Here is a 24,165-nt window from a genome sequence, read left to right as displayed (position 1 = left end):
GCGTCCCCGTCCGCCGCTTCCGTGCCCGTGCCCGTGCCCGTGTCCGTGGCCGTGCCCGTGTCCGTCAACGGGCAGGCACGCGGTGTCCCGGCCGGTACCACCCTGGACTCCTTGGTCGCGGGCCTGACCCGGGCACCCTCCGGGGTCGCCGCCGCGGTCAACGAGAGCGTCGTCCCGCGCGGCGAGTGGTCCGCCACCGTGCTCCGCGACGGTGACCGGGTCGAGGTCCTCACCGCCGTCCAGGGAGGCTGACGATGCCCGACGATCCGTTCACCCTCGGTTCCGCCGCGTTCTCGTCCCGGCTGATCATGGGAACGGGCGGTGCCCCCAGTCTGGAGGTGCTGGAACGCTCCCTGCTCGCGTCGGGCACCGAGCTGACCACCGTCGCGATGCGCCGGCTCGACCCGACGGTCCAGGGCTCCGTGCTCTCCGTCCTGGAGCGGCTCTCCATCAGGGTCCTGCCGAACACCGCCGGCTGTTTCACCGCGGGCGAGGCGGTGCTGACCGCCCGGCTGGCCCGGGAGGCACTCGGGACGGACTGGATCAAGCTGGAGGTGGTGGCCGACGAGCGGACCCTGCTGCCCGATCCGATCGAGTTGCTGGACGCCGCCGAGATCCTGGTCGACGACGGCTTCACCGTCCTGCCGTACACGAACGACGACCCGGTCCTGGCCGCGAAGCTGCAGGACGTGGGCTGCGCGGCGATCATGCCGCTCGGCTCGCCCATCGGTTCCGGCCTCGGCATCCGCAACCCGCACAACTTCCAGCTGATCGTCGAGCGGGCCGAGGTCCCGGTGATCCTGGACGCGGGCGCGGGGACCGCCTCGGACGCGGCTCTGGCGATGGAGCTGGGGTGCGCCGCCGTGATGCTCGCCTCGGCCGTGACCCGGGCCCAGGAGCCGGAGCTCATGGCCGCGGCGATGCGGCACGCGGTGGAGGGCGGGCGCCTGGCCCACCGGGCCGGCCGCATCCCCCGCCGCCACTTCGCCGAGGCATCCTCGCCCGTGGAGGGCCGGGCGGCGCTGGATCCGGAGCGCCCGGCCTTCTGAGCGAACGCGTCCGCCGGGGCGGGCACCGTGTTCCCGGTCACAGCGCACACATGTCCCTGTCACGGATCGGCTCCAGAACGGTTCCGGCCTCCCCCGGGGCCGTCCGGGGTGTCCTCGGCGACTCGTAGACTCGCCCCGTGGACACGACCCTCCAGGACCCGCTCGTCGGGCAGCTGCTCGACGGCCGCTATCGCATCGACGCGCGCATCGCCGTCGGTGGTATGGCCACGGTCTACCGGGCCGTGGACACCCGGCTCGACCGGGTGCTCGCGCTCAAGGTGATGCATCCGGCACTGGCGACCGACACCGCGTTCGTCGAGCGCTTCATCCGTGAGGCCAAGTCCGTCGCCCGGCTCGCCCACCCCAACGTGGTGGCCGTCTTCGACCAGGGTGCCGAGGGCGCCTACGTCTACCTCGCGATGGAGTACGTCGCGGGGTGCACCCTGCGCGACGTCCTGCGCGAGCGCGGTGCCCTGCAGCCCCGGGCGGCGCTGGACATCCTGGAGCCGGTCCTGGCCGCTCTGGGCGCGGCGCACCGGGCGGGTTTCGTACACCGTGACATGAAGCCGGAGAACGTGCTGATCGGGGACGACGGCCGTGTGAAGGTGGCGGACTTCGGGCTCGTACGGGCCGTGGGCACGGTCACCGACACCACGGGGTCCCTGCTGGGCACCGTGTCCTACCTCGCACCGGAGCAGATCGAGCACGGCACCGCCGACACCCGCGCCGACGTCTACGCCTGCGGCGTCGTGCTGTACGAGATGCTGACGGGCGTGAAGCCGCACACCGGCGACACCGCCGCCCAGGTCATCTACCAGCACCTCAACGAGGACGTACCGGCGCCGTCCCGTGCCGTACCCGGGCTGGCGGCGGAGCTGGACGAGCTGGTGGCCACCGCCACGGCCCGCGACCCCGACGTCCGGCCGCGTGACGCGGTGGCCCTGCTCGCCTGCTCCCGGGTGGCCAGGGAGGCCCTCACCGAGGAAGAGCTGGACGCGATGCCCCCGTTGGCCGTCAGCGAGGTGCACGACGCGGCCGAGGACCGTACGAGCGTCATCCCGCGCGTGATCCCGCCGGGTCAGGGCACCGCGCACCACACCAGCCGTCTGGAGATGCCCCCTCCTCCGCCGTCGGGGAGGACGCGGGGCGGCCGGGGCCCGTTCGCGGCGGTCCCGCGGCGCGGGCTGCTCGCCGCCCTCGTCGGCCTGCTGCTGGTGCTGGGAGCCGGCACCGGCGTCTGGTACATCAACTCGGGCCAGTTCACCCGCGTCCCCTCCCTGCTCGGCCAGACCCAGAAGGCCGCCGAGAAGAGGCTCTCCGAGGCCGGCCTCGATGTGAAGGGCGTCGGCCACGCCTACAGCGACACCGTGGAGCGCGGCACGGTGATCAGCAGCGATCCCGCCTCGGGTGAGCGGATCCGGGGCAACGACGCGGTGAAGCTGGTCATCTCACGGGGCCCGGAGATCGTGGCGGTCCCCGACGTCGAGGGCCTCTCGCTCCCCGACGCACGGCGCGAGCTCAAGAAGGCGGGACTCGAGCAGGGGATGGTGACCCGCGAGTTCAGCGAGGAGACGGCGCGCGGCAATGTGGTCCGCACCGATCCCGCCATCGGCACCGAGCGCCACGCGGGCTCCGCGGTCGCCCTCGTCCTCAGCAAGGGCAGCCCGGTGGACGTCCCCGACGTCACGGGCCTCAGCGTGGCGGACGCCACCGCCGCTCTGGACGAGGCGGGTCTGGAGGCGAAGGTGCTGCCTCAGCGCGTCCACTCCGCCGAGGCCGCGGGCGCCATCGCCCGGCAGACGCCCGCGGAGGGCGAGGAGGCCGCCGAGGGCGACGCCGTCGAGCTGACGGTGTCCGAGGGGCCACGCATGATCGAGGTCCCGGACGTCACCGGGAAGGACGTCGACGAGGCCCGGAGCACGCTGGAGGAGGCGGGCTTCGAGGTCAAGGTCGACCGCCCGTTCCTCTCCTTCGGCGACACGATCGCGAGCCAGTCCGTCGACGGCGGCGAGAAGGCCGCCGAGGGTTCCGAGATCACCATCAGGACGAAGGGGCTCTGAGGCCGCGGACGGCGGCCCGGGCCCATGGAGGACCGGTCACACACATGCGCAACCCGGTAGGCGGTCATGTCCCCGTGGCCGGCGGTCTCGCCAAGGTCGGCCTCGGCTACGCCCGGGAGCTGGCGGCGGAGGCCGTGCAGGTCTTCGTCGCCAATCCGCGCGGCTGGGCGACCCCGCCCGGCAACCCGGCGCAGGACGAGCTGTTCCGTTCGGAGTGCGCGGCGCGGTCCGTACCGGCGTACGTCCACGCCCCGTACCTGATCAACTTCGGCTCGCACACCGAGGCCACGGTCGAGAGGTCCGTCGAGTCGCTCCGCCACTCGCTGCGCCGGGCCAGGGAGATCGGTGCCCTGGGGGTGGTGGTGCACACCGGTTCGGCGACGGGCGGGCGCCCGAGGTCCGAGGCCCTCGCTCAGGTCCGTACGCACATGAGACCGCTGCTCGACGAGCTGACCCACGACGACGACCCGTTCCTGCTGCTGGAGTCGACCGCCGGCCAGGGCTCCTCGCTCTGCTCGCGGACCTGGGACTTCGGCCCGTACTTCGACGCCCTGGACTCCCATCCCCGGCTGGGCGTCTGCCTGGACACCTGCCACATCCACGCGGCGGGGCACGACCTGGCCGGCCCCGCCGGTATGCGGCAGACGCTGGACCTGCTGGTGGGGACCGTGGGTGAGGGCCGGCTGAAGCTGATCCACGCCAACGACTCCAAGGAGGCGGTGGGGGCGCACAAGGACCGGCACGAGAACATCGGCGCCGGGCACATCGGTGCCGAGCCGTTCCGTGAGCTGTTCTCGCACCCGGCCACGGAGGGGGTGCCGCTGATCATCGAGACGCCCGGCGGCACGCAGGGGCACGCGGCGGACGTGGCGCGACTGAAGGATCTCCGGGGTCCCGTCACCGCGTGAGAAAAGCATCGCGGAATACCCCCGAGGGGTATACGGTTCCTGAAGTCGACAGGCACCGTCATCCGGCTTGGGGGCACTCATGCAGTACGACGCGCATCACGGACACGCCGACCACGCACACACCGGGCACGCACACGCCGAACACCAGCACACCGGCCACGACGGCATCACCGGCCCGGCGAGCTGGCCGATGGCGGCCCGCGCCACCCTGCACTGCCTCACGGGCTGCGCGATCGGCGAGGTACTCGGCATGGTGGCAGGCACCGCGCTGGGCTGGGGGAACACGGGGACGATGGCGCTGGCGATCGCTCTGGCGTTCCTCTTCGGCTACGCGCTGACGCTGCGCGGGATCGTCCGGGCCGGCGTCGGGCTCCGCGACGCCGTCCGCGTCGCCCTCGCCGCCGACACGCTGTCCATCGCCGTGATGGAACTGATCGACAACGGAGTGATCGCCCTGTGGCCGGGAGCCATGGACGCCCACCTGTCGGACGTGACGTTCTGGACGGTACTGGCCCTCGCACTGGCGGCGGCCTTCGTGATCACGACCCCGGTCAACAAGTGGATGATCGGCCGCGGCAAGGGCCACGCCGTGGTCCACCGGTACCACCACTGACCGACGCGTTCACCGCACGGGCTCAGAGCTCGGGACCGTCCCCGGGCTCTTCCTGGTAGGAATAGCGCTGCTCACTCCACGGGTCACCGATGTTGTGATAGCCGCGCTCCTCCCAGAAACCCCGACGGTCGGCCGTCATGTACTCGATGCCCCGGACCCATTTGGGGCCCTTCCAGGCATACAGATGAGGGACGACCAGCCGCAGCGGGAAACCGTGTTCCGCGGTGAGCAGTTCGCCGTCCTTGTGGGTGGCGAACAGGGTGCGGTCCGAGGCGAAGTCGGCCAGTCGCAGATTCGCGCTGAATCCGTACTCGGCCCAGACCATGACGTGGGTCACGCGAGGGGCGGGTGGTGCGAGTTCCACGACCTCACGGGCCAGGATTCCGCCCCATTCGGCGCCCAGCATGCTGAATTTGGTCACGCAGTGGAGGTCGGCCACCACCGAGGAGAACGGCAGTGCCGTGAATTCCTGATGGGTCCAGCAGTGCTTCCCGCCGTCGGCCGTCGCACCGAAGACGCGGAACTCCCACCGGTCCGGCTTGAACTTCGGCACGGGACCGTAATGGGTGACCGGCCAGCCGCGCTGCAGGCGCTGCCCCGGGGGTAGCCCGGACTGCTCTGCTGTGCCGCGTTCCCGGCTTTCCGGCTGACCCATGCCTCCATGGTGACAGACAGCCAGGGGTGGTCATGACCAAGGGAGAGGCGATTCGGGCACATCGCACTAAGCATGCACTTACTGGACTGCCGGTGGGTGCGGTGCGAGGATGCGCGCACACGTGCCCAGTTCACCGGTTGGAAGGAGCCTCTGCGATGCAGGGCGACCCCGAGGTCCTCGAGTTCCTGAACGAACAGCTGACCGCCGAATTGACTGCCATCAACCAGTACTTCCTGCACGCGAAGATGCAGGAGAACTTCGGCTGGACGAAGCTCGCGACGTACACCCGGGCCGAGTCGTTCGACGAGATGAAGCACGCCGAGATCCTCACCGACCGGATCCTGTTCCTGGACGGCCTGCCCAACTACCAGCGGCTTTTCCACGTGCGGGTCGGCCAGACGGTCACCGAGATGTTCCAGGCCGACCGCCAGGTCGAGGTGGAGGCGATCGACCGCCTCAAGCGCGGCATCGAGGTGATGCGCGGCAAGGGCGACATCACCTCGGCGAACATCTTCGAGTCCATCCTGGCGGACGAGGAACACCACATCGACTATCTCGACACCCAGTTGGAACTCGTCGCGAAGCTGGGCGAGCCGCTCTACATCGCCCAGCTGATCGAGCAGCCGAAGAGCTGACGGCGCACGCGCGGCCCGGGCCTGAGGGGGTCAGGCGGCGCCGGAGAGGCGGGCGCCCTGAGCGCCGAGGGCGGCTGGCGCACCGGCCGGGACTCCCGTCGCCCGGACGCGTCCGTCGTGGGGCTCGCGGCTGGGGCACTCGCCGCGGCCGAGAAGTGCCTGGATCCTGCGGACGCAGCCGCCGCAGTCCGTGCCCGCCTTGCAGGCCGAGGCGATCTGGCGGGGCGTGCACGCCCCGTCGTCCGCATGCTGCTTGACCTGTTGCTCCGTGACGCCGAAGCAGGAACAGACGTACATGCGGTTCACCTCCCGAGGGGATCGTTCGTGGGCGCCGCCCCGACTACTCGGTGAGGCAAACCTAACCTTACCCGCCCGGTCCGGGGCGGAAAACCCCCGACAGGCCTGTGGGGCACGGATCACATGGATCCGTGCCCCACAGACGTCGCAACGGGCGATCCCTACTGGTCGCGGTACATCTCGGCGACGAGGAAGGCCAGGTCGAGGGACTGGCTGCGGTTGAGACGCGGGTCGCACGCCGTCTCGTAGCGCTGGTGCAGGTCGTCCACGAAGATCTCGTGGCCGCCGCCGACGCATTCGGTGACGTCGTCACCGGTCAGCTCGACGTGGATGCCACCCGGGTGCGTCCCGAGGGCCTTGTGCACCTCGAAGAAGCCCTTGACCTCGTCCAGGACGTCGTCGAAGCGGCGCGTCTTGTGGCCGGACGCGGCCTCGAAGGTGTTGCCGTGCATCGGGTCGGTCACCCAGACCACCTTCGCGCCCGAGGCGGTGACCTTCTCGACCAGCTCGGGGAGCTTGTCGCGGACCTTGTCGGCGCCCATCCGGACGATGAAGGTGAGCCGGCCCGGCTCGCGCTCGGGGTCGAGGCGGTCGATGTAACCGAGCGCCTCGTCGACGGTGGTCGTCGGGCCGAGCTTGATGCCGATGGGGTTGCTGATCCTGGAGGCGAACTCGATGTGGGCACCGTCCATCTGGCGGGTGCGCTCACCGACCCAGACCATGTGGGCCGAGGTGTCGTACAGCCGGCCGGTACGCGAGTCGGTGCGGGTGAGCGACGACTCGTAGTCCAGCAGCAGGGCCTCGTGCGAGGCGTAGAACTCGACGGCCTTGAACTCGGCCGGGTCCGTGCCGCACGCCTTCATGAAGTTGAGCGCGTTGTCGATCTCGCGGGCCAGGGCCTCGTACCGCTGGCCGGAGGGAGAGGACTTCACGAAGTCCTGGTTCCAGGCGTGGACCTGGCGCAGGTCGGCGTAGCCACCGGTGGTGAAGGCGCGGACCAGGTTCAGCGTGGAGGCGGAGGCGTGGTACATCCGCTTCAGCCGCTCGGGGTCCGGGATGCGGGCCGCCTCGGTGAACTCGAAGCCGTTGACCGAGTCGCCGCGGTAGGTCGGCAGGGTCACGCCGTCGCGGGTCTCGGTCGGCTTGGAGCGCGGCTTGGAGTACTGGCCCGCGATCCGGCCGATCTTGACGACCGGTACCGAGGCCGCGTAGGTCAGGACGGCGCTCATCTGGAGCAGCGTCTTCAGCTTCGCCCGGATCTGCTCGGCCGACACGGCGTCGAACGCCTCGGCGCAGTCACCGCCCTGCAGCAGGAACGCCTCGCCCTCGGCGACGGCTCCCAGGCGGGCACGCAGCTGGTCGCACTCACCGGCGAAGACGAGCGGCGGATACGACGCGAGGTCCGCGAGTGCGTCGCGCAGGGCCTCGGCATCGGGGTACTCGGGCTGCTGCGCCGCGGGAAGGTCTCGCCAGGTGTTGCCACCGGCGACGAAGGTATTGGCGTTCACGGTCACCTCCCCAACATTACGGGGTCGGCGAGCCCGTCCAGCCGTCCGCTCAACAGTTGAGACGACTGCTCGTCCGTACCGCCTCCGTCGGCTAGGGTGCGGAGCATGTTCGCGCAGACGATCCAGAACTGGTGGTGGACCGCACATCCGGCGGCCCGCTGACCCAGACGCGCGTACAGACTTCGCGAAGGCCGCCCGAGGGGCGGCCTTCTTCGCGTTCGCGAGCCGGGAGCCGTTCCTCCGTCCGGAAGGAACCCCGATGCCCGACCCCGTCACCGATCTCCTGCGCGGACTGCTGCGGGACGACAGCCCGCCCTTCGCACTGCTGCGCCGGCGCACGCCCGGCCGGGACCACGACCTCGTCGAGGTACTGATCGGCCCCGTGCGCGAGGTGGACCGGCTCTCCCAGCTCCCCGTGGGCGAGCGCCCCTCGCTGGCCCTGGTGCCGTTCCGGCAGATCGCCGAGCGCGGTTTCGACGTACGCGACGACGGCACCCCGCTGGCGGTGCTGGTCGCGGACGAGTCCTACGAACTGCCGCTGGACGAGGTGCTCGCGCGGCTGCCCGACCATGCCGTACGGGTGGAGGGCGGTGCCTTCGACGTCGGCGACGAGGAGTACGCGGACATCGTCGGGCGGGTGATCGCGGACGAGATCGGGCAGGGCGAGGGGGCCAACTTCGTCATCCGGCGGACCTTCGGGGGCACGGTCCCCGGTTTCGGCCGGGCCGACGCCCTGGCGCTGTTCCGCCGGCTGCTGGCCGGTGAGCGCGGCGCGTACTGGACCTTCGTCGTCCACACCGGGGACCGCACGCTGGTCGGCGCCAGCCCCGAGGTGCACGTCCGGATGTCGGGCGGCACGGTCGTCATGAACCCGATCAGCGGGACGTACCGCTACCCCCCGCAGGGGCCGACCGCCGAGAGCCTGCTCGGCTTCCTCGGCGACCGCAAGGAGACCGAGGAGCTCTCCATGGTGGTCGACGAGGAACTGAAGATGATGTGCACCGTGGGCGACATGGGCGGGGTCGTGGTCGGCCCGCGGCTCAAGGAGATGGCACATCTCGCCCACACCGAGTACGAGTTGCGGGGCCGCTCATCCTTGGACGTGCGCGAGGTCCTCAAGGAGACCATGTTCGCGGCGACGGTCACCGGCTCGCCCGTGCAGAACGCCTGCCGGGTGATCGAACGGTACGAGGCCGGCGGCCGCGGTTACTACGCGGGCGCCCTCGCCCTCCTGCGCCAGGAGCCGGGCGGGGCGCAGACACTGGACTCGCCGATCCTGATCCGCACCGCCGACATCTCGGCCGACGGCCGGCTGCGCGTACCGGTCGGGGCGACGCTCGTACGCCACTCCGACCCGGCGGGCGAGGTCGCCGAGACGCACGCGAAGGCCGCCGGGGTGCTCGCGGCCCTGGGCGTCCGGCCCGGCCGGCCCGGGGCGGAGGCGAGCCGTCCGGGCCTGGCCTCCGATCCGCGGGTGCAGGCGGCGCTGGAGGACCGCCGCGGCGGGCTCGCGCCCTTCTGGCTGCGGATGCAGGAGCGCGCCCATGACCTGTCGGGCCACGCGCTGGTCGTGGACGGCGAGGACACCTTCACGGCGATGCTGGCGCATCTGCTGCGCTCCTCGGGACTCACGGTCTCGGTGCGCCGGTACGACGAGCCGGGCCTGCCCGAGGCCGTACGGGCGCACCGGGGCCCGGTCGTGCTGGGCCCGGGTCCCGGAGATCCCGGGGACACGGCGGATCCCAGGATGCGGCTGCTGCGGGGGCTGGCGGCCGAGCTGGTGCGGGATCACCGCCACGGGCTGCTGGGCGTCTGCCTGGGGCACGAGCTCATCGCGGCGGAACTGGGCCTGGAGATCGTGCGCAAGGCCGTGCCGTACCAGGGTGCGCAGACGCGGATCGAGCTGTTCGGCCGGCCGGAGACCGTCGGCTTCTACAACAGCTTCACGGCACATTGCGACGACGCGGCCGCCGCGGAACTCGGTGCGCACGGCATCGAGACGAGCCGGGACGCCGCCTCCGGCGAACTCCACGCGCTGCGGGGGGAGGGTTTCGCCTCGGTGCAGTTCCATCCGGAGTCGGTGCTGACCCTGCGCGGCTCCACGATCGTCAGCGAGCTTCTGGCGGCGCTGCCCGTGCCGCGCTGAGGGGAGCGGGGCAGGAGGGGACCGGTGCCGCCGGCCCCGCAGGGGGCGGGCCGTACGGGCCGGTGCGCTCCGTCAGGCGGCGGGGGCGGGCCGGGGGACGAGGACGTTGGGGCCGGTCCGCCCGGCCAGGTGGTCCATGACGTTCTGTACGGTCGCCTCGATGATCTGGCTCACCGCCTCGGCCGTGTAGTAGGCCTGGTGGGAGGTGACGATGACGTTCGGGAAGGTGACGAGCCGGGCCAGGGTGTCGTCGTCGATGCCCTCCAGGGACTTGTCGACGTAGAAGAGCCCCGCCTCCGCCTCGTAGACGTCGAGACCGACGCCGGTGAAGCGGCCGGCGCGCAGTTCCGCGACGAGCGCGGTGGTATCGATCAGCCCGCCGCGGCTGGAGTTGACGAGGATCGCGTCGTCCTTCATGACGGCCAGGGCGTCCTTGCCGACGATGTGCTGGGTGGCGGGCATCAGCGGTACGTGGAGGCTGATCAGGTCGGCCTCCGCGAAGAGCCGCTCCTTGTCGACGTACGTCATCCCGAGCGCCGTGCAGGCGGGGTTCTTCACGACGTCCCAGCCCAGCAGGTTCATGCCGTAGCCGTGGGCGATCCGGGTGAACGCCTCCCCGATCCTGCCGGTGCCCAGCACGCCCGCGGTGCGGCCGTGCATGTCCCGCCCGAGGAGCCCGTCGAGCCGGAAGTCGAAGTCGCGGGTGCGGCTCACCGCGCGCACGACGCGGCGGTTGACGGCCATCGCGAGGGTCCAGGCGAATTCGGCGACCGAGTACGGCGAGTAGGCGGAGACCCGGGCGACCCGCAGGGCGAGGCGTTCGGCCACCTCGAGGTCGATGTTGTTGAAGCCCGTGGAGCGCTGGGCGATCATCTGCGTGCCGCCCTTCGCGAGGGTCTGCAGGACCGAGGCGCCGAGATCCGCGTTGACGCTGGTGGAGATGATCTCGTAACCCGCGGCGATCGGGGCGGTGTCCTCGGTGAGGAAGACGTCCAGACACCGGACGTCGTGCTTGCCCGCGAAGGCCTTCTCGATGAGCGGCTTCTCGTCGGACTGCACGCCGAAGGCCAGGATTTCCACGGTGACTCCCGGGTCGTGGGTACGGGCTTCGGCGAATATACGGCCCGCACGCCGGCTGAGCCCCCCTCAGCTCCGGCGTGCCGCCCGGCGGGGCCCGCTCGGGGCGCGGCCCGGGACCGGCCGCGCCCCCGATGTTCCTTACGGAGCACGCCGTTGAGGCCGTCAGGCGTCGTCGAGGCCCGTCTCGATCACGTACCGCACGAGCTCCACCCTGTTGTGCAGCTGGAGTTTGCCCAGGGTGTTCTGGACATGGTTCTGCACGGTGCGGTGGGAGATGACCAGGCGCTCGGCGATCTGCTTGTACGAGAGCCCCTTGGCGACCAGCCGCAGCACCTCGGTCTCGCGGTCGGTGAGCTGAGGGGCCTTCGGTTCGTCGGAGGCGGCCGGGGCGGGGTCGGTGGCGAGCCTGCGGTACTCGCCCAGGACCAGTCCGGCGAGCCCGGGGGTGAAGACGGGGTCGCCGGCCGCGGTGGCGCGCACGGCGTCGGTCAGCTCCTGGGTGCTGGCCGACTTGAGCAGGTAACCGGTGGCGCCGGACTTCACGGCCTCCAGCACGTCGGCGTGCTCACCGCTGGCGGAGAGCACCAGGACGCGCAGGCCGGGATGCGAGCCGACGAGCTCCTTGCACACCTGGGCGCCGGGCATGCCGGGCAGGTTGAGGTCGAGCACGAGGACGTCGGGTCCGGCCGCCCTGGCCCGGCGCACGGCCTGCGGGCCGTCCCCGGCGGTCGCGACCACGTCGAACCCGGACTCGGCCAGGTCACGCGCCACGGCGTCGCGCCACATGGGGTGGTCGTCGACGACCATGACCCTGACGGGCCTGTCGCCCGGTTCCCGGGTCCCGGACGCCTGGGTGTTCGGTGTACTCATCGGGACGATCCCGCCTTCCCCCGTGAAGCCTTCGTGTCTTTCGGAACCTTCAACTCGACCTCGGTGCCCTGACCGGGTACCGAGATCAGCTCTGCCGTGCCGCCCAGATCGCGCAGCCGTCCGCGGATGGACTGGGCAATACCGAGCCGGCCCTCGCCCTCCGCCTGGTCGAGACGGCCCGCCGGGATACCGGGCCCGTCGTCTCGGACCGTGACGATCACCTCGTCCGGCTCGTCCTCGACCAGGATCCAGGCCTGTGCGCCGGGACCCGCGTGGGCCCTGACGTTGTCCAGGGCGGCCCCCACCGCCGCGGCCAGCTCGCGCGCCGTGCCGGGCGCGAGCAGGACCGGGGCGCCGGGTTCGGCGAAGCTGGTCCGGGACCCCGCGTGCGGGGCGAGCAGGGCGCGCAGGTCGAGTACGGACGGTCCGGAGTCCGCGTCGCCGGATGCGGTGTCCACGGTGCGGACCACCGCGCCCTCGGCACTGTCCTCCGAAACCCTGCTCGTGGGGACCAGGCCGCTGGTGACCAGGGTGCGCAGGGCGACCTCCTGCTCCCCCGCCATCCGGCCCAGCTCCGCCGCCTCACCGCCCAGTGCCGTTCCACGGCGCTGGACCATCGCGAGGACCTGCAGGACGCTGTCGTGGATGTCGCGGGCGAGCCGTTCCCGTTCGCGGGTCGCGGCCTCGATCTCCAGGGCGCGGGCCAGGGTGCGTTCACTGGCACGGGCGACCTCGACGACGTATCCGATCGCGATGGAGGCCACCCAGACCAGCAGCACGTTGTGGACGGTGTCCCGGCTGGGCTCGCCGCGTTCGACGATGTTGGCGGCGGCCACCAGGGTGGACGCGAAGGCGGCCCAGCGCCAGCCGCCCTTGAGCGCGAAGGCGAGGACCGCCCCGGCGGTCCAGATCGACGGAAGCGTCGATCCGTCCTCGAGCCGGGCGTCCGCGTCGGCGAGGGGGGTCAGCAGGATGCCGGTCAGGGCGACGGCGAGGTCGATGCCGAGGAACCGCTTGGTGCAGGCGGCGGCGCCCGCCACCCTGGAGAGGGTGAGGAGGGTCCACAGGCCCAGGGCGGCGAGGAAGGCGGCGGCCACCCACGGCCGTTCGTAATCCCCCCGCCCGAAGAAGGCGAGCAGTACCGCATAGACCAGGGTCAGTACACGGTAGGCGGTCAGGGCGCGCCAGAGCGGCTGCTCGACCGACATGCGTACGACCCGCTCGCGCCCGGCCATGGTCGTCCCTCCCCCGTTTCCTGTCCTGTCCTGTGCTCTCCTGGCCGTGTGGACGGCCCGGACGGTGGGCGGCGCCGTCAGGCACCCGGCCCGTGCGTTCCCTTGGTCTTCGCCTCTTCGGCGATCCGCCGCTTGGCCGCGGTGGCGTAGATGTCCACGTACTCCTGGCCGGACAGCTTCATGATCTCGTACATGACCTCGTCGGTCAGCGAGCGCAGGATGAAGCGGTCGCCCTCCATGCCCTGGTAGCGGGTGAAGTCCAGCGGCCTGCCGATCCTGATGCCGGGGCGCATGAGCCGGGGCACGACCTGGCCGGGCGGCTGGATCTTCTCCGTGTCGATCATCGCGACGGGGATGACGGGGGCGCCGGTGGCGAGGGCCACCCGGGCGAGACCGCCGGGCTTGCCCCGGTAGAGCCGTCCGTCGGGCGAGCGGGTGCCCTCCGGGTAGATACCGAAGAGGCCACCGCTCTCGATGACCTGGATACCCGCCTTGATCGCCGCCTCACCGGCGCCGCGGGCACCTGAGCGGTCGACCGGGAGCTGGCCGACGCCCTTGAAGAAGGCGGCGGTCAGCTTGCCCTTCACACCGGGCGCCGTGAAGTACTCGGCCTTGGCGATGAAGGTCACCTTGCGGTCCAGGACGGCCGGCAGGAAGAAGGAGTCCGAGAACGACAGATGGTTGCTCGCGAGGATCGCCGGCCCGTGTGCGGGGACGTTCTCCAGGCCCTCCACCCACGGCCGGAAGGCCAGTTTGAGGGACCCGCCGATGGAGAACTTCATTGCGCCGTAGATCAACTCGGGTGCCTCCTGTGTGCCGTGGATGAGACCTTAACCCGTACGGCCGCAGCCGCTCCCGCCCGCCGCCGGACCGGGACCCCGCGGGCGGCCGCCGTCCGCACGGTGACGGCCCTGGTCGGTGTCGGTCCGGTCGCGTACGGTGAAGTAGTCCTTTCGCACTCCCCCCGCACGCCCCCGCCCCGCTCATGAACAGGAGACCCCGGTGCCGGTCCTTCCTGGAGCCGAGCCGTTCCGCCACGAGGGCGGAGAGGTCGGCGTCCTCCTCTGTCACGGATTCACGGGTTCACCGCAGTCGCTGCGCCCCTGGGCGGACCGCATGGCCGAGCGCGGGCTGACCGTGTCGCTCCCGCTGCTGCCGGGGCACGGCACACGCTGGCAGGACATGGCGGTCACGGGCTGGCAGGACTGGTACGCGGAGGTCGACCGGGAGCTGCGCTCGCTGCGGGACCGGTGCCGGCAGGTCTTCGTCTTCGGCCTCTCCATGGGCGGCGCGCTCTCGCTGCGCCTCGCGGCCAAGCACGGGGACGTGATCTCGGGCCTGGTGCTGGTGAACCCGGCGAACAAGGTCCACGGCCTGTCGGCGTACGCCCTGCCGGTCGCCCGGCATGTCGTACGGACGACGAAGGGGCTGACGAGCGACATCGCGCTCGAAGGCTCCGAGGAGATCGGCTACGACCGGGTGCCGCTGCACGCCGCGCACTCGGTGCGCAACTTCTTCCGGCTGGTGGACGCCGAGTTGCCCCAGGTCACCCAGCCGCTCCTGCTGCTGCACAGCCCGCAGGACCACGTCGTGCCGCCGGCCGACTCGGCCCGCATCCTCAGCCGGGTGTCGTCCACGGACGTCCAGGAGATCCTGCTGGAACAGAGCTACCACGTGGCGACGTTGGACCATGACGCGGAGCGTGTCTTCGACGAGAGCTGTCGGTTCGTCGAACGCCTCGCACCCAGCGTCGGCAAGAAGGGGAGCACGTCAGGTGGCTGAGCACGACGCGGAGCGCGCGGGCAGTGACGAGGAGCGCGAACCGCGCCCCACGGAGGGTACGGGCGTTCCCGGCGGCCCGGAGGAGGCCCGCCCGCTCGACGAGGCGGCGGCCTGGGAGGCGATCGTCGCGGGATACGGCGAGGAGCCGCCCGACCCGCCGGGCGCCAAGCCGTTCAAGTCGATCGAGGACCTGGCCCTGCTGGAGGACGACCAGCTCAACACCCTGCCGGGCCCGGAGCCCGGCGCCGGGGACGACGCGGACAAGGGAGCGGACAAGAAGGCGCCCGGCGGCCCGCCGGAGAGGAAGCCGCTCGGCAGTTCCGTCGTCTTCGCTCCCGGGGTCGCCGGTCCGCGCGACTACGAGGTGGCGGAGCCCGGCGACGGCGGCGATCCGGACGACGGCGGGGAGGGGCACTTCGTCCCCCCGGAGCCGCCGCCGCTCCCGGAGGCCGATGCGACGGCGAAGTTCGCCTGGCTCGCGGTCGTCGGCGGCCCGGTGCTGATGCTCGTCGCGGTGCTGCTCCAGTGGGAGATGACGTGGTGGCTCACCACGCTCTGCATCGGCGGCTTCCTGGGCGGCTTCGCCACGCTGGTGGCCCGCATGCCCGACGACGACGAGGAGAGCGACGACCCGGGGCGCGGCGCGGTCGTCTGACCCCTGGGGCGCGGCGCGGTCGTCCGACCCCGGGGCGACGCCCGGTGCAGGGCCTCCCGACGAAGGATGGCCGGGCCCCGCGCCCCGGTCGGTCCTCAGGGCCCGGCGGGCACCCTGAGCGCGGCCAGCACGGGCAGGTGGTCGGTGGCCGCGCGCAGGTCCGCCCCGGTGATGCCCGGCAGGTCCGCCGGGACACCGCAGCCGAGCACCTCGATCCCGCCCGTCGCGAACACCGCGTCGATGCGCTTGCGCGGCGCGTCGGGCGGGAAGGTGTGCTCGCCGCCCCACGGGCGCACGGCCCAGCAGTCCTGGAGCCGCCCGGCCAGCCGCCGGAACGCCCGCCCCTGCGGTACGTCGTTGAGGTCGCCCGCCACGACGGCGTGCGGAACGCCCATCGCGTCGAGGCGGTCCAGCACCAGCCCCGCCTGGGAGTCCCGTTCCTCGCCCTGCAGGCTCAGGTGGCAGCTCACCACCCCGAGCCGGGTCCCCGCGATCCGGACGACGGCCGTGGCCAGCCCCCGGCGGTGCAGCCCCGGGGTGCGCGGCAGCAGGACGTCCTCGGTGCGCTCCACCGAGGCGCGCAGCGAGCAGAGAAGCAGCGGCCCCGCCGCCGTGGCGCCGCCGCCGAGGACCACCAGGTCGGTCATGGCGGCGAGCCGGGCCGCCGCCTTGCGCCAGCGGAAGAAGCGCGGGGCCTCCTGCACGCACACCAGGTCGGGTGCGCAGGCCCGGATGACCCGGGCCAGTGCCTGCGTGTCGTCACGCAGGGAGCGGACGTTGTAGCTGAGCACCCGGACGACGGCCGAACCGTCCGGCTCGGTACGGGAGTCGGGCAGGGGCATCGGCGTCGTGACCATGGGAGGCACGATACGACGGACGCCCGCCGCTCCCCGGAGGGCGCGACGGGCGTCCGGCGTACCGCGGGTGCCGTCAGCCCTGGCGGGCCAGGTCCGCCGCGCCGACCAGACCGGCCTTACCGCCAAGTTGGGCCGCGAGGACCTGCGCGTGCGGGCGCCACTCGCCGCCGATCAGCCAGCGCCGGAAGGACTTGCGGATCGGGTCGAGGACCAGCTCGCCCTCGTCCGAGACCCCGCCGCCGACGATGAAGGCCGACGGGTCGAAGAGCGAGGCGAGGTCCGCCAGCCCGGCTCCGGCCCAGCGGGCCAGTTCGCGGAACGAGTCGACGGCCACCGGGCAGCCCTGCCGGGCGGCCTCACTGATGTGCTTGCCCTCGATGCCGTCCACCGTGCCGTCGCCGAGCGCCAGCAGGATCGTGGCGTTCTCCGGGGTGGCGTTGGCGCGCTGCTTGGCGTACCGGACGAGCGCGCGCCCGGACGCGTACTGCTCCCAGCAGCCCTGGCTGCCGCAGCCGCACAGCAGCCCGTCCGGGACGACACGGATGTGCCCGAACTCGGCCGCGACGCCGAAGCGTCCACGGCGCAGCTTGTTGCCGATGATGATGCCGCCGCCCAGGCCGGTGCCGAGCGTGATGCAGATGACGTCGTCGTGGCCCTGGCCGGCACCGAAGCGGTATTCGCCCCAGGCCGCCGCGTTGGCGTCGTTCTCGACGACGACCGGCAGGCCGACGCGCTGTTCGACCTTGTCCTTGAGCGGTTCGTGCCGCCAGTTGATGTTCGGGGCGAACAGCACGGTGGCGCGCTTGTCGTCGACGTATCCGGCCGCGCCGATGCCGACGGCCTCGACGTCATGACCCTCGCTCGCTCCGGCCACGGCTGCGCAGATCGCGTCGACGATGCCCTCGGCCGTCGGCGGAGTCGGTACCTTGAACGTCGAGAGGATCCGGCCCTCTTCGTCGACCACTCCAGCCGCGATCTTCGTGCCGCCGATATCGACGCCGATGGTGAGTCCCATGAATCCCTCAGTTTCGGTCGAGCCCCGCTACGGCCAACCGTACCCGAGCCGGGGACGGGTACTTCCCTGACCGCCGGGCCGCCCGTCGCGGACCGGGCAGGAGGTGGCGGCAGCCGCGGTAGGGCGTGTTCCGCCCGGAGGACTGTCCCCGGATCCCTGGTGGATCGGCGCGCGGCGTCAGATGCGGTGGAGGGCCGTCCGCAACCGGATGTGTACCGGAGGTGTTCGGGAGTTCCGACGACACGGCGAGGCGCCGCAGCTGTCGTCGGGCGCCCGCCAGGGGTTACGGGAGAGCCCTCAGTCCAGGTCGATGTGTTCGCTGCCGCCGGGGCCCTCGTCGCGCGGGTCGGGGCGGTCTTCGGCCGGCTTCTTCGCGGGTCCGGAGGCGGTTGTGGTGCCTGAGGCGCCCTCGGTCCCCTTGGTCCAGCGGCTTTCCTGGCCTTCGACGGCGGAGCGGTAGGCGGCCAGGATCTCGTTGCCCGCGGCGGCGAGGTGGTCGAAGACGTCGGGGTTGCGCTCGATGACGGGCTCGACCGCCGACCTGGCGTGGCGGATCACCTGCTGGACGGTGCCCTGGGCGGCCATGCCGAGCAGCGGGGTCTGCAGCGAGGAGACCTTTTCGGCCACCGCGTCGATCAGTTTGCGGAGTTCCTCGGCGGCGGTTCCCGGCGGCTGTCCGTAGGGGGCCCGCCGGCGGGCCTTCTCGGCCTCCAGGTCCTCGGCGCAGGCCTCCGCCCACGCGTCGTCGTCGGCGGGACGATCGGTGGCTTCACTCATGGCGGACTCCTGCGACGCGGTTGCCGGCGTGACCGTGCGGGCCACGTACCACCGACGTTACCCGAACGGTGGCAGGCCGTTCATCGTGAACGCGGCCAGAGCTCCGGGTCAGGCGTGAAGCGGACGCGAAGGACCCCGTCGGCCAGGGCGGCGCCGGAGACGGTGCAGCGGCGCAGCGCCGACTCCAGGCGCACGGTCCGGTGGAACGGGCCTGCCCCGATGAGCAGTTCGTCGCCGCGCCGGACGAGCCGCAGGTCCTCCTTGACGGCTCCGGGCAGCGGCAGGCACCACAGGAGGACACCGTCGCCGTCGTCCTCCGTCCACCAGGGGCCGTCTGCGTGTCCCGGTTCCCGGTCGTCGGGCGGCCGGACGCCGTCCGGCAGGGCGAGCTCGTCCAGGGTCCGCGGGTCGCGTCCGAGGTGGCCGGCTTCGTGTACGGGGGTTCCGGGCGCCCACTCCTGGCGCCAGTGGTCCAGGCACTTGCCCTGCTGGGCGGCGAGACCGGCGAACCAGGGGTCGGACGAGTGCCCGGGCAGCACCCGGTTGGCCACGACCGCGTCGACACGCAGGCCGTACAGCGCGAGTCCCGTACGGGCGGCGCGCAGGGCGTCCCCGGCGGCGGGCCCCGGTTCGGCGACCAGCCGCACGGTCGTCGCGGTGTCGCCGATCAGGGACTCGACCGCGGCCAGTTCGGCGTCCTTCCGGGCGGCGGCGTCGTACAGCCACTGGGCGGGCATGGGGACCCCGGCGAACTGCGCGAGCAGTGGCCGCAGCGCGCGGGCCGCCTGGCGTTCCCGGGGCAGCAGGCGGCGCAGGTAGCGGCGCAGCTGGCCGGGCAGGGCGAGGAGGGCGAGGGCCTCGTTCAGCGGGGGGAGGTCGACGACGAGCGTCTCGTAGCCGCGCTGCGACCAGTCGCCCTCGGCGGCCCGGCGCAGGGCGTGCAGGACGGCGAGCCGGTCGCTGCCGGGCAGTTCGGTGAGTTCCTCGCCGTCCAGCCGGTTGGCGCCCAGCAGGTCGAGTACGCCGGAGGCCCGGTCCTGGAGGGCGAGGAACTCGTCCCGGAAGTGCCCGGCGGAGTCGGTACGGGCGAAGTCGAGCCGCTCCGTGACCTCTGCGGGGCCGGGGCCCGCCGGGAAGCCGGGAACGGCGTCGGCGGAGACGAGGAGCGTGCGCCGGCCGGTTCGGGCCGAGGCCAGGGCGGTTGCCGCCGCGACGGTGGTACGGCCCGCGCCGCCGAGTCCGGTGACCAGGACCGTACGCACGCGGTCAGGCCTTCGGGACGGATTCGACGCGCTTCTTCAGTCCGGCCAGGGCGCGGTCGATGATGACCTTCTCGGCCTTGCGCTTGATCATGCCGAGCAGCGGGATCTTGACGTCCACGGCGAGACGGTAGGTGACCTCGGTGCGGTCGCCGACGCCGAGGGGCGCCAGGGCGTAACTCCCGTCGAGGGCACGCAGCATCTGGGACTTGACGAGGGTCCAGCTGACCTCGTACTCGCCGTTCCAGGTGTAGGAGAGGACGTGGTCGTCCTTGATGGCGCCGGCGTCCAGCACGAGCCGGACCTGCTCGGCGCGGCCCCGGTCGTCGGTGGCGAGGATCTCGGCCTCCTTCACCTCGCCGGTCCATTCCGGGTAGCGGGCGAAGTCGGCGATCACTCCCATGACGTCGGCCGGTGCCGCCTCGATCGTGATGCTCGAGCTGGTGTGTTCAGCCATCGCCGTGGCCCTCCAGTGCGGTGTACCGGTCGCGTTCGGCAGAGGCCTGCCGTGTGCAGGTTATCGCGTGCCCGGCGGCGGTCCGGCCACGCCCCGGCGTCCGCCCGGTACCGGGCCGCTCACCACTCCAGCGCCCAGGGCCGCCCGGTCGAGGCGAAGTGGCCGACGTTCACGCACTCGGTGACGCCGATCCGCATCCGCCGGACCAGCGGCTGGTGGACATGGCCGAAAAGCGCATACCGGGGACGGGTGCGGTGGATGGCGTCCAGCAGCGCGCGGCTGCCCCGCTCGAAGCGGCGGGCCACGGTGTCGTACGTCAACTCCGGCACCTCGGGCGGAATGTGCGAGCACAGGACGTCGACGGGCCCGAGCGCCTCCACCTTCGCCGCGTACTCCTCGTCGCCGATCTCGTACGGGGTGTTCATCGGGGTCCTGAGGCCACCGCCGACGAACCCGAAGACGCGCCCGCCGATCTCCACCCGCTCCCCGTCGAGCACGGTGGTGCCGGGCCCCGCGTACTCGGGCCAGAGCGCGGGCACGTCGACGTTGCCGTAGGTGGCGTAGGTGGGGTCGGGCAGGGCGGCGAACATCTCGGCGTACTGCTTGCGGACGCCTTCGAGGATCACGGTGTCGCGGTCCATGCCCGCCCACAGGGCGCGGCCGAAGTCACGCGCCTCCTCGAAGCGGCGGGCGGTGCGCAGGGCCACGATGCGGTCCGCGTTCTCCACCCCGAACAGGTCGGGGAAGATGCCGCGCGAGTGGTCGGCGTAGTCGAGGAAGAGCACCAGGTCGCCCAGGCAGATCAGGGCGTCCGCACCGTCGCCGGCGCGGGCCAGCGCCCGGGTGTTCCCGTGCACGTCGCTGACCACGTGCACACGCGTCCTACGGGTGGGGGAGGTGGTCGTGCGGCTGTCCGGTCCGGTGCCTGGCATGGCGCTCAGCCTAGATCCAGGCGGCTCCCGGTGGGTAGGGGCCGCCGGACCTGCGGTTACTTCCTGGCCGTCGGAGGTGTGCACTACTGTGCGCCTCAGGACCGTCTGTATGTGTGATGCATAAGACATCTGGCCGGAACCCCCTATCGGGAACCGATACCGGTGGGTAACGTCCGGCCAGTCCAGTCGTGCTCACCCCCTTGAGCACCAGCCAGTCTTGGACCGCATCCGGTGCGTCACACAGAGCCGTGGAACCGGAGCCCGATGAGGAGCAGCAGTCTTGCGCGAGTTCAGCCTTCCGGCCCTGTACGAGGTCCCGACGGACGGCAACCTGACGGATCTCATCCGCCGCAACGCCGCTCAGCATCCCGACGTCGCGGTGATGAGCCGCAAGGTGGCAGGCGTCTGGACGGACGTCACGGCCACCCAGTTCCTGGCTGAGGTGGAGGACGCCGCCAGAGGCCTGATCGCGGCGGGCATCGAGCCCGGCGACCGGGTCGCCCTCATGTCCCGCACCCGCTTCGAGTGGGTGCTGCTGGACTTCGCCATCTGGAGCGCCGGCGCGGTCACCGTGCCGGTGTACGAGACCAGCTCCCCCGAACAGGTCCAGTGGATACTGGGCGACTCGGGCGCGGTGGCGGTCGTCGTCGAGAGTGACGGCCACGCCGGGTCGGTCGCCTCCGTACGCGACCGGCTGCCCGCCCTGCGGCACGTGTGGCAGATCGACAAGGGCGCGGTGGCCGAGCTGGCGGCCTCGGGCGCCGGGGTCTCCGACGAGACGCTGGGCCTGCGCACGGTGAGCGCGAAGGCGGACGACCCGGCCACCATCGTCTACACCTCGGGCACCACCGGGCGTCCCAAGGGCTGCGTGCTGACACACCGCAGCTTCTTCGCGGAGTGCGGCAACGTGGTGGAGCGGCTGAAGCCCCTCTTCCGCACCGGCGAGTGCTCCGTCCTGCTCTTCCTGCCCGCCGCCCACGTCTTCGGACGGCTGGTCGAGGTCGCCTCGGTGATGGCCCCGATCAGGCTCGGCTGTGTGCCGGACATCAAGAACCTCACGGACGAACTGGCCTCGTTCCGGCCGACGCTGGTCCTGGGCGTGCCGCGGGTCTTCGAAAAGGTCTACAACTCGGCGCGCGCCAAGGCCCAGGCGGACGGCAAGGGCCGGATCTTCGACCGTGCGGCGGACACGGCGATCGCGTACAGCCGCGCGCTGGGCACCCCCCAGGGCCCGTCGTTCGGCCTGCGGGTCACGCACAAGCTCTTCGACAAGCTGGTGTACAGCAAGCTGCGCGCGGTGCTCGGCGGCCGGGGCGAGTACGCGATCTCCGGCGGTGCGCCGCTGGGCGAGCGGCTCGGGCACTTCTTCCGCGGTATCGGCTTCACGGTGCTCGAGGGCTACGGCCTCACCGAGACGTGCGCGGCCACGGCGTTCAATCCGTGGGACCGCCAGAAGATCGGTACGGTCGGCCAGCCGCTGCCCGGCTCCGTGGTGCGGATCGCCGACGACGGCGAGGTGCTGCTGCACGGCGAGCACCTGTTCAACGGGTACTGGGGGAACGAGGCGGCGACGACCGAGGCGCTGGCCGACGGCTGGTTCCACACCGGCGACATCGGCACGCTCGACGAGGACGGCTACCTCGCGATCACCGGGCGCAAGAAGGAGATCATCGTCACCGCGGGCGGCAAGAACGTCGCCCCGGCCGTGATCGAGGACCGCATCCGCGCCCACGCGCTGGTCGCCGAGTGCATGGTGGTCGGCGACGGACGGCCCTTCGTGGGCGCGCTGATCACCCTGGACGAGGAGTTCCTCTCCCGGTGGGCCGAGGAGAACGGCAAGCCGCCCGGCTCGACGGCGGCGTCGCTGCGCGAGGACGCCGACCTGCTGGCCGAGGTGCAGCGGGCGGTGGACGACGGCAACGCGGCAGTGTCCAAGGCGGAGTCGGTACGCAAGTTCCGCGTCCTGCCCTCGCAGTTCACCGAGGAGGCGGGCCACATCACGCCGTCGCTGAAGCTGAAGCGCAACGTGGTGGCGAAGGACTTCGCGGACGAGGTCGAGTCGATCTACCGCGGCTGAGCACACCCGTGAGGAGAGGCCCGCACACCCGGTGTGCGGGCCTCTCCTCGTCGTGCGGGCCCGCTGGTCGTGCGGGCTCCCTCGTCGTGCGGGCCCGCCCGTCGTGCGCTCAGAGCAGCGCCTTCAGCTCCTCGGCGAGCAGGTCCCAGCGCCACTTCTCCTCGACCCAGGCCCTGCCCCGCTCCCCCATCCGCCGCCGCAGCTCCGGGTCGCCGAGCAGGGTGACGATCCGGTCGGCGCACTCCTCGGCCGAGCCGCCCCGCACCACCCACCCGGTCTCGCCGTCGAGTACGGCGTCGGGGGCCCCTCCCGAGTCGCCCGCCACCACCGGCAGACCGGTCGCGGACGCCTCCAGGTAGACGATCCCCAGGCCCTCGACGTCGAGGCCCCCGCGCCGGGTGCGGCAGGGCATGGCGAAGACGTCCCCGGCCCCGTAGTGCGCGGGCAGTTCCTCCCAGGGCACCGGCCCGGTGAAGCGCACGGAGTCCGAGACACCGGTCTCGGCGGCCAGCTTCTCCAGCTGCCGGGCGTACGGGCCGCCGCCGACGATCAGCAGGACGGCGTCCGGCTCCCGCGCCAGGACGGCGGGCATGGCGAGGATGAGGGTGTCCTGGCCCTTGCGCGGGACGAGCCGGGAGACGCACACGACGACGGGCCGGTCGGTGAGCCCGAGCCGGGCCCTGACCCGGTCCCCGCCCGAGCCCGGGTGGAAGGTCTTCTCGTCGACCCCCGGCGGCAGCCGCACCATGCGCCCGGCGGCCTGCGCGGTGAGCGCGGGAGCGATCCTGGACCGGGTGTACTCGCCGAGGTAGGTGAGGGTGTCCGTCCCCTCGCCGATGCGCCGCAGCAGCCGGCGTGAGGCGGGCAGCTGGGCCCAGCCGGCCTCGTGCCCGTGCGTGGTGGCCACGATCCGGCGCGCTCCGGCCCTGCGCAGCGCCGGTGCCATCAGCCCGAGCGGGGCGGCGGCGCCGAACCACACGGAGGAGCAGCCGTGCGCGCGCAGCAGCCCGACGGCCTGCCGGGTGACCCGGGGGGTGGGGAGCAGCATCGTCGTACGGTCGCGTACGACGGTGAAGGGCTGTTCGGCGTCGAAGGCGGCGGTGGCCTCGGCACCCTCGGCACCGCGCTTCCAGGTGGAGGCGTAGACGACGAGCCGGCCGGGGTCCAGACGCAGCGCCATGTTGTGCAGGAAGGCCTGGATCCCGCCGGGGCGGGGCGGGAAGTCGTTCGTCACGATCAGGGTCTTGTCCATCGCCGCCGACAGTACCGGGCGGCCCGACGGCCCTGCCTGACGGCTC

Annotated in this window: 25 protein-coding genes; 11 read left to right on the top strand and 14 right to left on the bottom strand. The window is 72.1% G+C overall.

All coding sequences use genetic code 11. The annotated features are described in order from the left end of the window. Positions 1-21: 21 nt before the first annotated feature. The 5 genes from thiS (at position 22) to ACH4VO_RS19610 (ending at position 4,630) form a co-directional block, all read left to right on the top strand. A complete protein-coding gene (gene thiS / locus ACH4VO_RS19630; protein ID WP_398441093.1) occupies positions 22-252 on the top strand; it encodes a sulfur carrier protein ThiS in 231 nt (76 codons plus the stop codon). 2 nt (positions 253-254) lie between these two features. Then, on the top strand, positions 255-1,049 hold the full coding sequence (locus tag ACH4VO_RS19625) for a thiazole synthase (RefSeq protein WP_360992690.1): 795 nt from the start codon (positions 255-257) through the stop codon (positions 1,047-1,049). A 137-nt stretch (positions 1,050-1,186) separates the two neighbouring features. Continuing rightward, positions 1,187-3,109, top strand: a complete 1,923-nt coding sequence (pknB, locus tag ACH4VO_RS19620) for a Stk1 family PASTA domain-containing Ser/Thr kinase (RefSeq protein ID WP_360992693.1) — start codon at positions 1,187-1,189, stop codon at positions 3,107-3,109. Between the two features lie 44 nt (positions 3,110-3,153). After that, complete coding sequence (locus ACH4VO_RS19615) at positions 3,154-4,017, top strand: deoxyribonuclease IV (RefSeq protein WP_360992696.1); 864 nt, start codon at positions 3,154-3,156, stop codon at positions 4,015-4,017. Between the two features lie 79 nt (positions 4,018-4,096). Continuing rightward, entirely contained in the window at positions 4,097-4,630 is a 534-nt protein-coding gene (locus tag ACH4VO_RS19610; RefSeq protein ID WP_360992942.1) for a DUF4396 domain-containing protein, read from the top strand. Between the two features lie 22 nt (positions 4,631-4,652). Here ACH4VO_RS19610 and ACH4VO_RS19605 read toward each other — a convergent pair whose 3' ends face one another. Further along, positions 4,653-5,285, bottom strand: a complete 633-nt coding sequence (locus tag ACH4VO_RS19605; RefSeq protein WP_360992699.1) for a sulfite oxidase-like oxidoreductase — start codon at positions 5,283-5,285, stop codon at positions 4,653-4,655. A gap of 155 nt (positions 5,286-5,440) precedes the next feature. Between ACH4VO_RS19605 and bfr the strand changes: the two genes are divergently transcribed. Beyond that, a complete protein-coding gene (gene bfr, locus ACH4VO_RS19600) occupies positions 5,441-5,920 on the top strand; it encodes a bacterioferritin (protein ID WP_360992702.1) in 480 nt (159 codons plus the stop codon). A 30-nt stretch (positions 5,921-5,950) separates the two neighbouring features. Here bfr and ACH4VO_RS19595 read toward each other — a convergent pair whose 3' ends face one another. Next, complete coding sequence (locus ACH4VO_RS19595; protein WP_360992705.1) at positions 5,951-6,217, bottom strand: (2Fe-2S)-binding protein; 267 nt, start codon at positions 6,215-6,217, stop codon at positions 5,951-5,953. 161 nt (positions 6,218-6,378) lie between these two features. Continuing rightward, positions 6,379-7,731, bottom strand: a complete 1,353-nt coding sequence (locus ACH4VO_RS19590) for a class II 3-deoxy-7-phosphoheptulonate synthase (RefSeq protein ID WP_398441039.1) — start codon at positions 7,729-7,731, stop codon at positions 6,379-6,381. Positions 7,732-7,830: 99 nt separating this feature from the next. Between ACH4VO_RS19590 and ACH4VO_RS19585 the strand changes: the two genes are divergently transcribed. Together ACH4VO_RS19585 and ACH4VO_RS19580 are read left to right on the top strand one after the other, a co-directional pair. Further along, entirely contained in the window at positions 7,831-7,887 is a 57-nt protein-coding gene (locus ACH4VO_RS19585; protein ID WP_079159714.1) for a trp operon leader peptide, read from the top strand. Between the two features lie 97 nt (positions 7,888-7,984). Beyond that, positions 7,985-9,871, top strand: coding sequence for an anthranilate synthase family protein (locus ACH4VO_RS19580; protein ID WP_360992711.1), 1,887 nt, complete (start codon positions 7,985-7,987; stop codon positions 9,869-9,871). Positions 9,872-9,943: 72 nt separating this feature from the next. Here the strand turns inward: ACH4VO_RS19580 and ACH4VO_RS19575 are convergent, their stop codons facing one another. The 4 genes from ACH4VO_RS19575 to ACH4VO_RS19560 all read right to left on the bottom strand — a co-directional run bounded on the left by ACH4VO_RS19575 (position 9,944) and on the right by ACH4VO_RS19560 (position 13,853). After that, complete coding sequence (locus ACH4VO_RS19575; protein WP_360992714.1) at positions 9,944-10,951, bottom strand: 2-hydroxyacid dehydrogenase; 1,008 nt, start codon at positions 10,949-10,951, stop codon at positions 9,944-9,946. A 162-nt stretch (positions 10,952-11,113) separates the two neighbouring features. Further along, positions 11,114-11,821 carry a response regulator transcription factor gene (locus tag ACH4VO_RS19570; protein ID WP_360992717.1) on the bottom strand — a complete coding sequence of 236 codons (708 nt, stop codon included), beginning with the start codon at positions 11,819-11,821 and terminating at the stop codon, positions 11,114-11,116. Next, positions 11,818-13,056, bottom strand: a complete 1,239-nt coding sequence (gene macS / locus ACH4VO_RS19565) for a MacS family sensor histidine kinase (RefSeq protein WP_360992720.1) — start codon at positions 13,054-13,056, stop codon at positions 11,818-11,820. The genes ACH4VO_RS19570 and macS overlap by 4 nt, the downstream gene beginning before the upstream one ends. 77 nt (positions 13,057-13,133) lie before the next feature. After that, positions 13,134-13,853 carry a lysophospholipid acyltransferase family protein gene (locus tag ACH4VO_RS19560; RefSeq protein WP_360992723.1) on the bottom strand — a complete coding sequence of 240 codons (720 nt, stop codon included), beginning with the start codon at positions 13,851-13,853 and terminating at the stop codon, positions 13,134-13,136. Between the two features lie 205 nt (positions 13,854-14,058). On the opposite strand from ACH4VO_RS19560, the gene ACH4VO_RS19555 reads away from it, so the two are divergent. Together ACH4VO_RS19555 and ACH4VO_RS19550 are read left to right on the top strand one after the other, a co-directional pair. Further along, positions 14,059-14,838, top strand: coding sequence for an alpha/beta fold hydrolase (locus ACH4VO_RS19555; protein ID WP_360992726.1), 780 nt, complete (start codon positions 14,059-14,061; stop codon positions 14,836-14,838). Further along, positions 14,831-15,493, top strand: a complete 663-nt coding sequence (locus ACH4VO_RS19550; RefSeq protein ID WP_360992729.1) for a hypothetical protein — start codon at positions 14,831-14,833, stop codon at positions 15,491-15,493. Before ACH4VO_RS19555 ends, ACH4VO_RS19550 begins: the two co-directional genes overlap by 8 nt. 95 nt (positions 15,494-15,588) lie before the next feature. Here ACH4VO_RS19550 and ACH4VO_RS19545 read toward each other — a convergent pair whose 3' ends face one another. The 6 genes from ACH4VO_RS19545 to ACH4VO_RS19520 all read right to left on the bottom strand — a co-directional run bounded on the left by ACH4VO_RS19545 (position 15,589) and on the right by ACH4VO_RS19520 (position 20,790). Continuing rightward, the gene (locus ACH4VO_RS19545; protein WP_360992732.1) at positions 15,589-16,350 is read right to left on the bottom strand and encodes an endonuclease/exonuclease/phosphatase family protein; all 762 of its coding nucleotides are present in this window, start codon (positions 16,348-16,350) and stop codon (positions 15,589-15,591) included. Between the two features lie 73 nt (positions 16,351-16,423). Further along, positions 16,424-17,365, bottom strand: coding sequence for an ROK family glucokinase (locus ACH4VO_RS19540; RefSeq protein ID WP_360992736.1), 942 nt, complete (start codon positions 17,363-17,365; stop codon positions 16,424-16,426). Positions 17,366-17,662: 297 nt separating this feature from the next. Beyond that, a complete protein-coding gene (locus tag ACH4VO_RS19535) occupies positions 17,663-18,142 on the bottom strand; it encodes a DUF5304 domain-containing protein (RefSeq protein WP_360992739.1) in 480 nt (159 codons plus the stop codon). Between the two features lie 80 nt (positions 18,143-18,222). Continuing rightward, positions 18,223-19,404 carry an ArsA-related P-loop ATPase gene (locus ACH4VO_RS19530; protein WP_360992742.1) on the bottom strand — a complete coding sequence of 394 codons (1,182 nt, stop codon included), beginning with the start codon at positions 19,402-19,404 and terminating at the stop codon, positions 18,223-18,225. 4 nt (positions 19,405-19,408) lie between these two features. Beyond that, complete coding sequence (locus ACH4VO_RS19525) at positions 19,409-19,858, bottom strand: SRPBCC family protein (protein WP_360992745.1); 450 nt, start codon at positions 19,856-19,858, stop codon at positions 19,409-19,411. Between the two features lie 119 nt (positions 19,859-19,977). Next, on the bottom strand, positions 19,978-20,790 hold the full coding sequence (locus tag ACH4VO_RS19520) for a metallophosphoesterase (protein WP_360992748.1): 813 nt from the start codon (positions 20,788-20,790) through the stop codon (positions 19,978-19,980). 280 nt (positions 20,791-21,070) lie between these two features. Between ACH4VO_RS19520 and ACH4VO_RS19515 the strand changes: the two genes are divergently transcribed. Further along, entirely contained in the window at positions 21,071-22,867 is a 1,797-nt protein-coding gene (locus ACH4VO_RS19515) for an AMP-dependent synthetase/ligase (protein WP_360992751.1), read from the top strand. A 109-nt stretch (positions 22,868-22,976) separates the two neighbouring features. Here the strand turns inward: ACH4VO_RS19515 and ACH4VO_RS19510 are convergent, their stop codons facing one another. Then, positions 22,977-24,119 carry a glycosyltransferase family 4 protein gene (locus ACH4VO_RS19510; protein WP_360992754.1) on the bottom strand — a complete coding sequence of 381 codons (1,143 nt, stop codon included), beginning with the start codon at positions 24,117-24,119 and terminating at the stop codon, positions 22,977-22,979. Positions 24,120-24,165 lie beyond the last annotated feature (46 nt).

This window comes from Streptomyces sp. NPDC020780 (genome assembly GCF_044334475.1).
Taxonomy (GTDB): domain Bacteria; phylum Actinomycetota; class Actinomycetes; order Streptomycetales; family Streptomycetaceae; genus Streptomyces.
This window is presented reverse-complemented; position numbering and strand designations above follow the sequence as displayed.

Coding starts and splice junctions, on each gene's coding strand:
- ACH4VO_RS19625 (WP_360992690.1), top strand. CDS start 255: ATGCCCGACGATCCGTTCACCCTCGGTTCCGCCGCGTTCTCGTCCCGG.
- ACH4VO_RS19615 (WP_360992696.1), top strand. CDS start 3,154: ATGCGCAACCCGGTAGGCGGTCATGTCCCCGTGGCCGGCGGTCTCGCC.
- ACH4VO_RS19610 (WP_360992942.1), top strand. CDS start 4,097: ATGCAGTACGACGCGCATCACGGACACGCCGACCACGCACACACCGGG.
- ACH4VO_RS19605 (WP_360992699.1), bottom strand. CDS start 5,285: ATGGGTCAGCCGGAAAGCCGGGAACGCGGCACAGCAGAGCAGTCCGGG.
- bfr (WP_360992702.1), top strand. CDS start 5,441: ATGCAGGGCGACCCCGAGGTCCTCGAGTTCCTGAACGAACAGCTGACC.
- ACH4VO_RS19595 (WP_360992705.1), bottom strand. CDS start 6,217: ATGTACGTCTGTTCCTGCTTCGGCGTCACGGAGCAACAGGTCAAGCAG.
- ACH4VO_RS19580 (WP_360992711.1), top strand. CDS start 7,985: ATGCCCGACCCCGTCACCGATCTCCTGCGCGGACTGCTGCGGGACGAC.
- ACH4VO_RS19570 (WP_360992717.1), bottom strand. CDS start 11,821: ATGAGTACACCGAACACCCAGGCGTCCGGGACCCGGGAACCGGGCGAC.
- macS (WP_360992720.1), bottom strand. CDS start 13,056: ATGGCCGGGCGCGAGCGGGTCGTACGCATGTCGGTCGAGCAGCCGCTC.
- ACH4VO_RS19545 (WP_360992732.1), bottom strand. CDS start 16,350: ATGGTCACGACGCCGATGCCCCTGCCCGACTCCCGTACCGAGCCGGAC.
- ACH4VO_RS19540 (WP_360992736.1), bottom strand. CDS start 17,365: ATGGGACTCACCATCGGCGTCGATATCGGCGGCACGAAGATCGCGGCT.
- ACH4VO_RS19535 (WP_360992739.1), bottom strand. CDS start 18,142: ATGAGTGAAGCCACCGATCGTCCCGCCGACGACGACGCGTGGGCGGAG.
- ACH4VO_RS19525 (WP_360992745.1), bottom strand. CDS start 19,858: ATGGCTGAACACACCAGCTCGAGCATCACGATCGAGGCGGCACCGGCC.
- ACH4VO_RS19520 (WP_360992748.1), bottom strand. CDS start 20,790: ATGCCAGGCACCGGACCGGACAGCCGCACGACCACCTCCCCCACCCGT.
- ACH4VO_RS19510 (WP_360992754.1), bottom strand. CDS start 24,119: ATGGACAAGACCCTGATCGTGACGAACGACTTCCCGCCCCGCCCCGGC.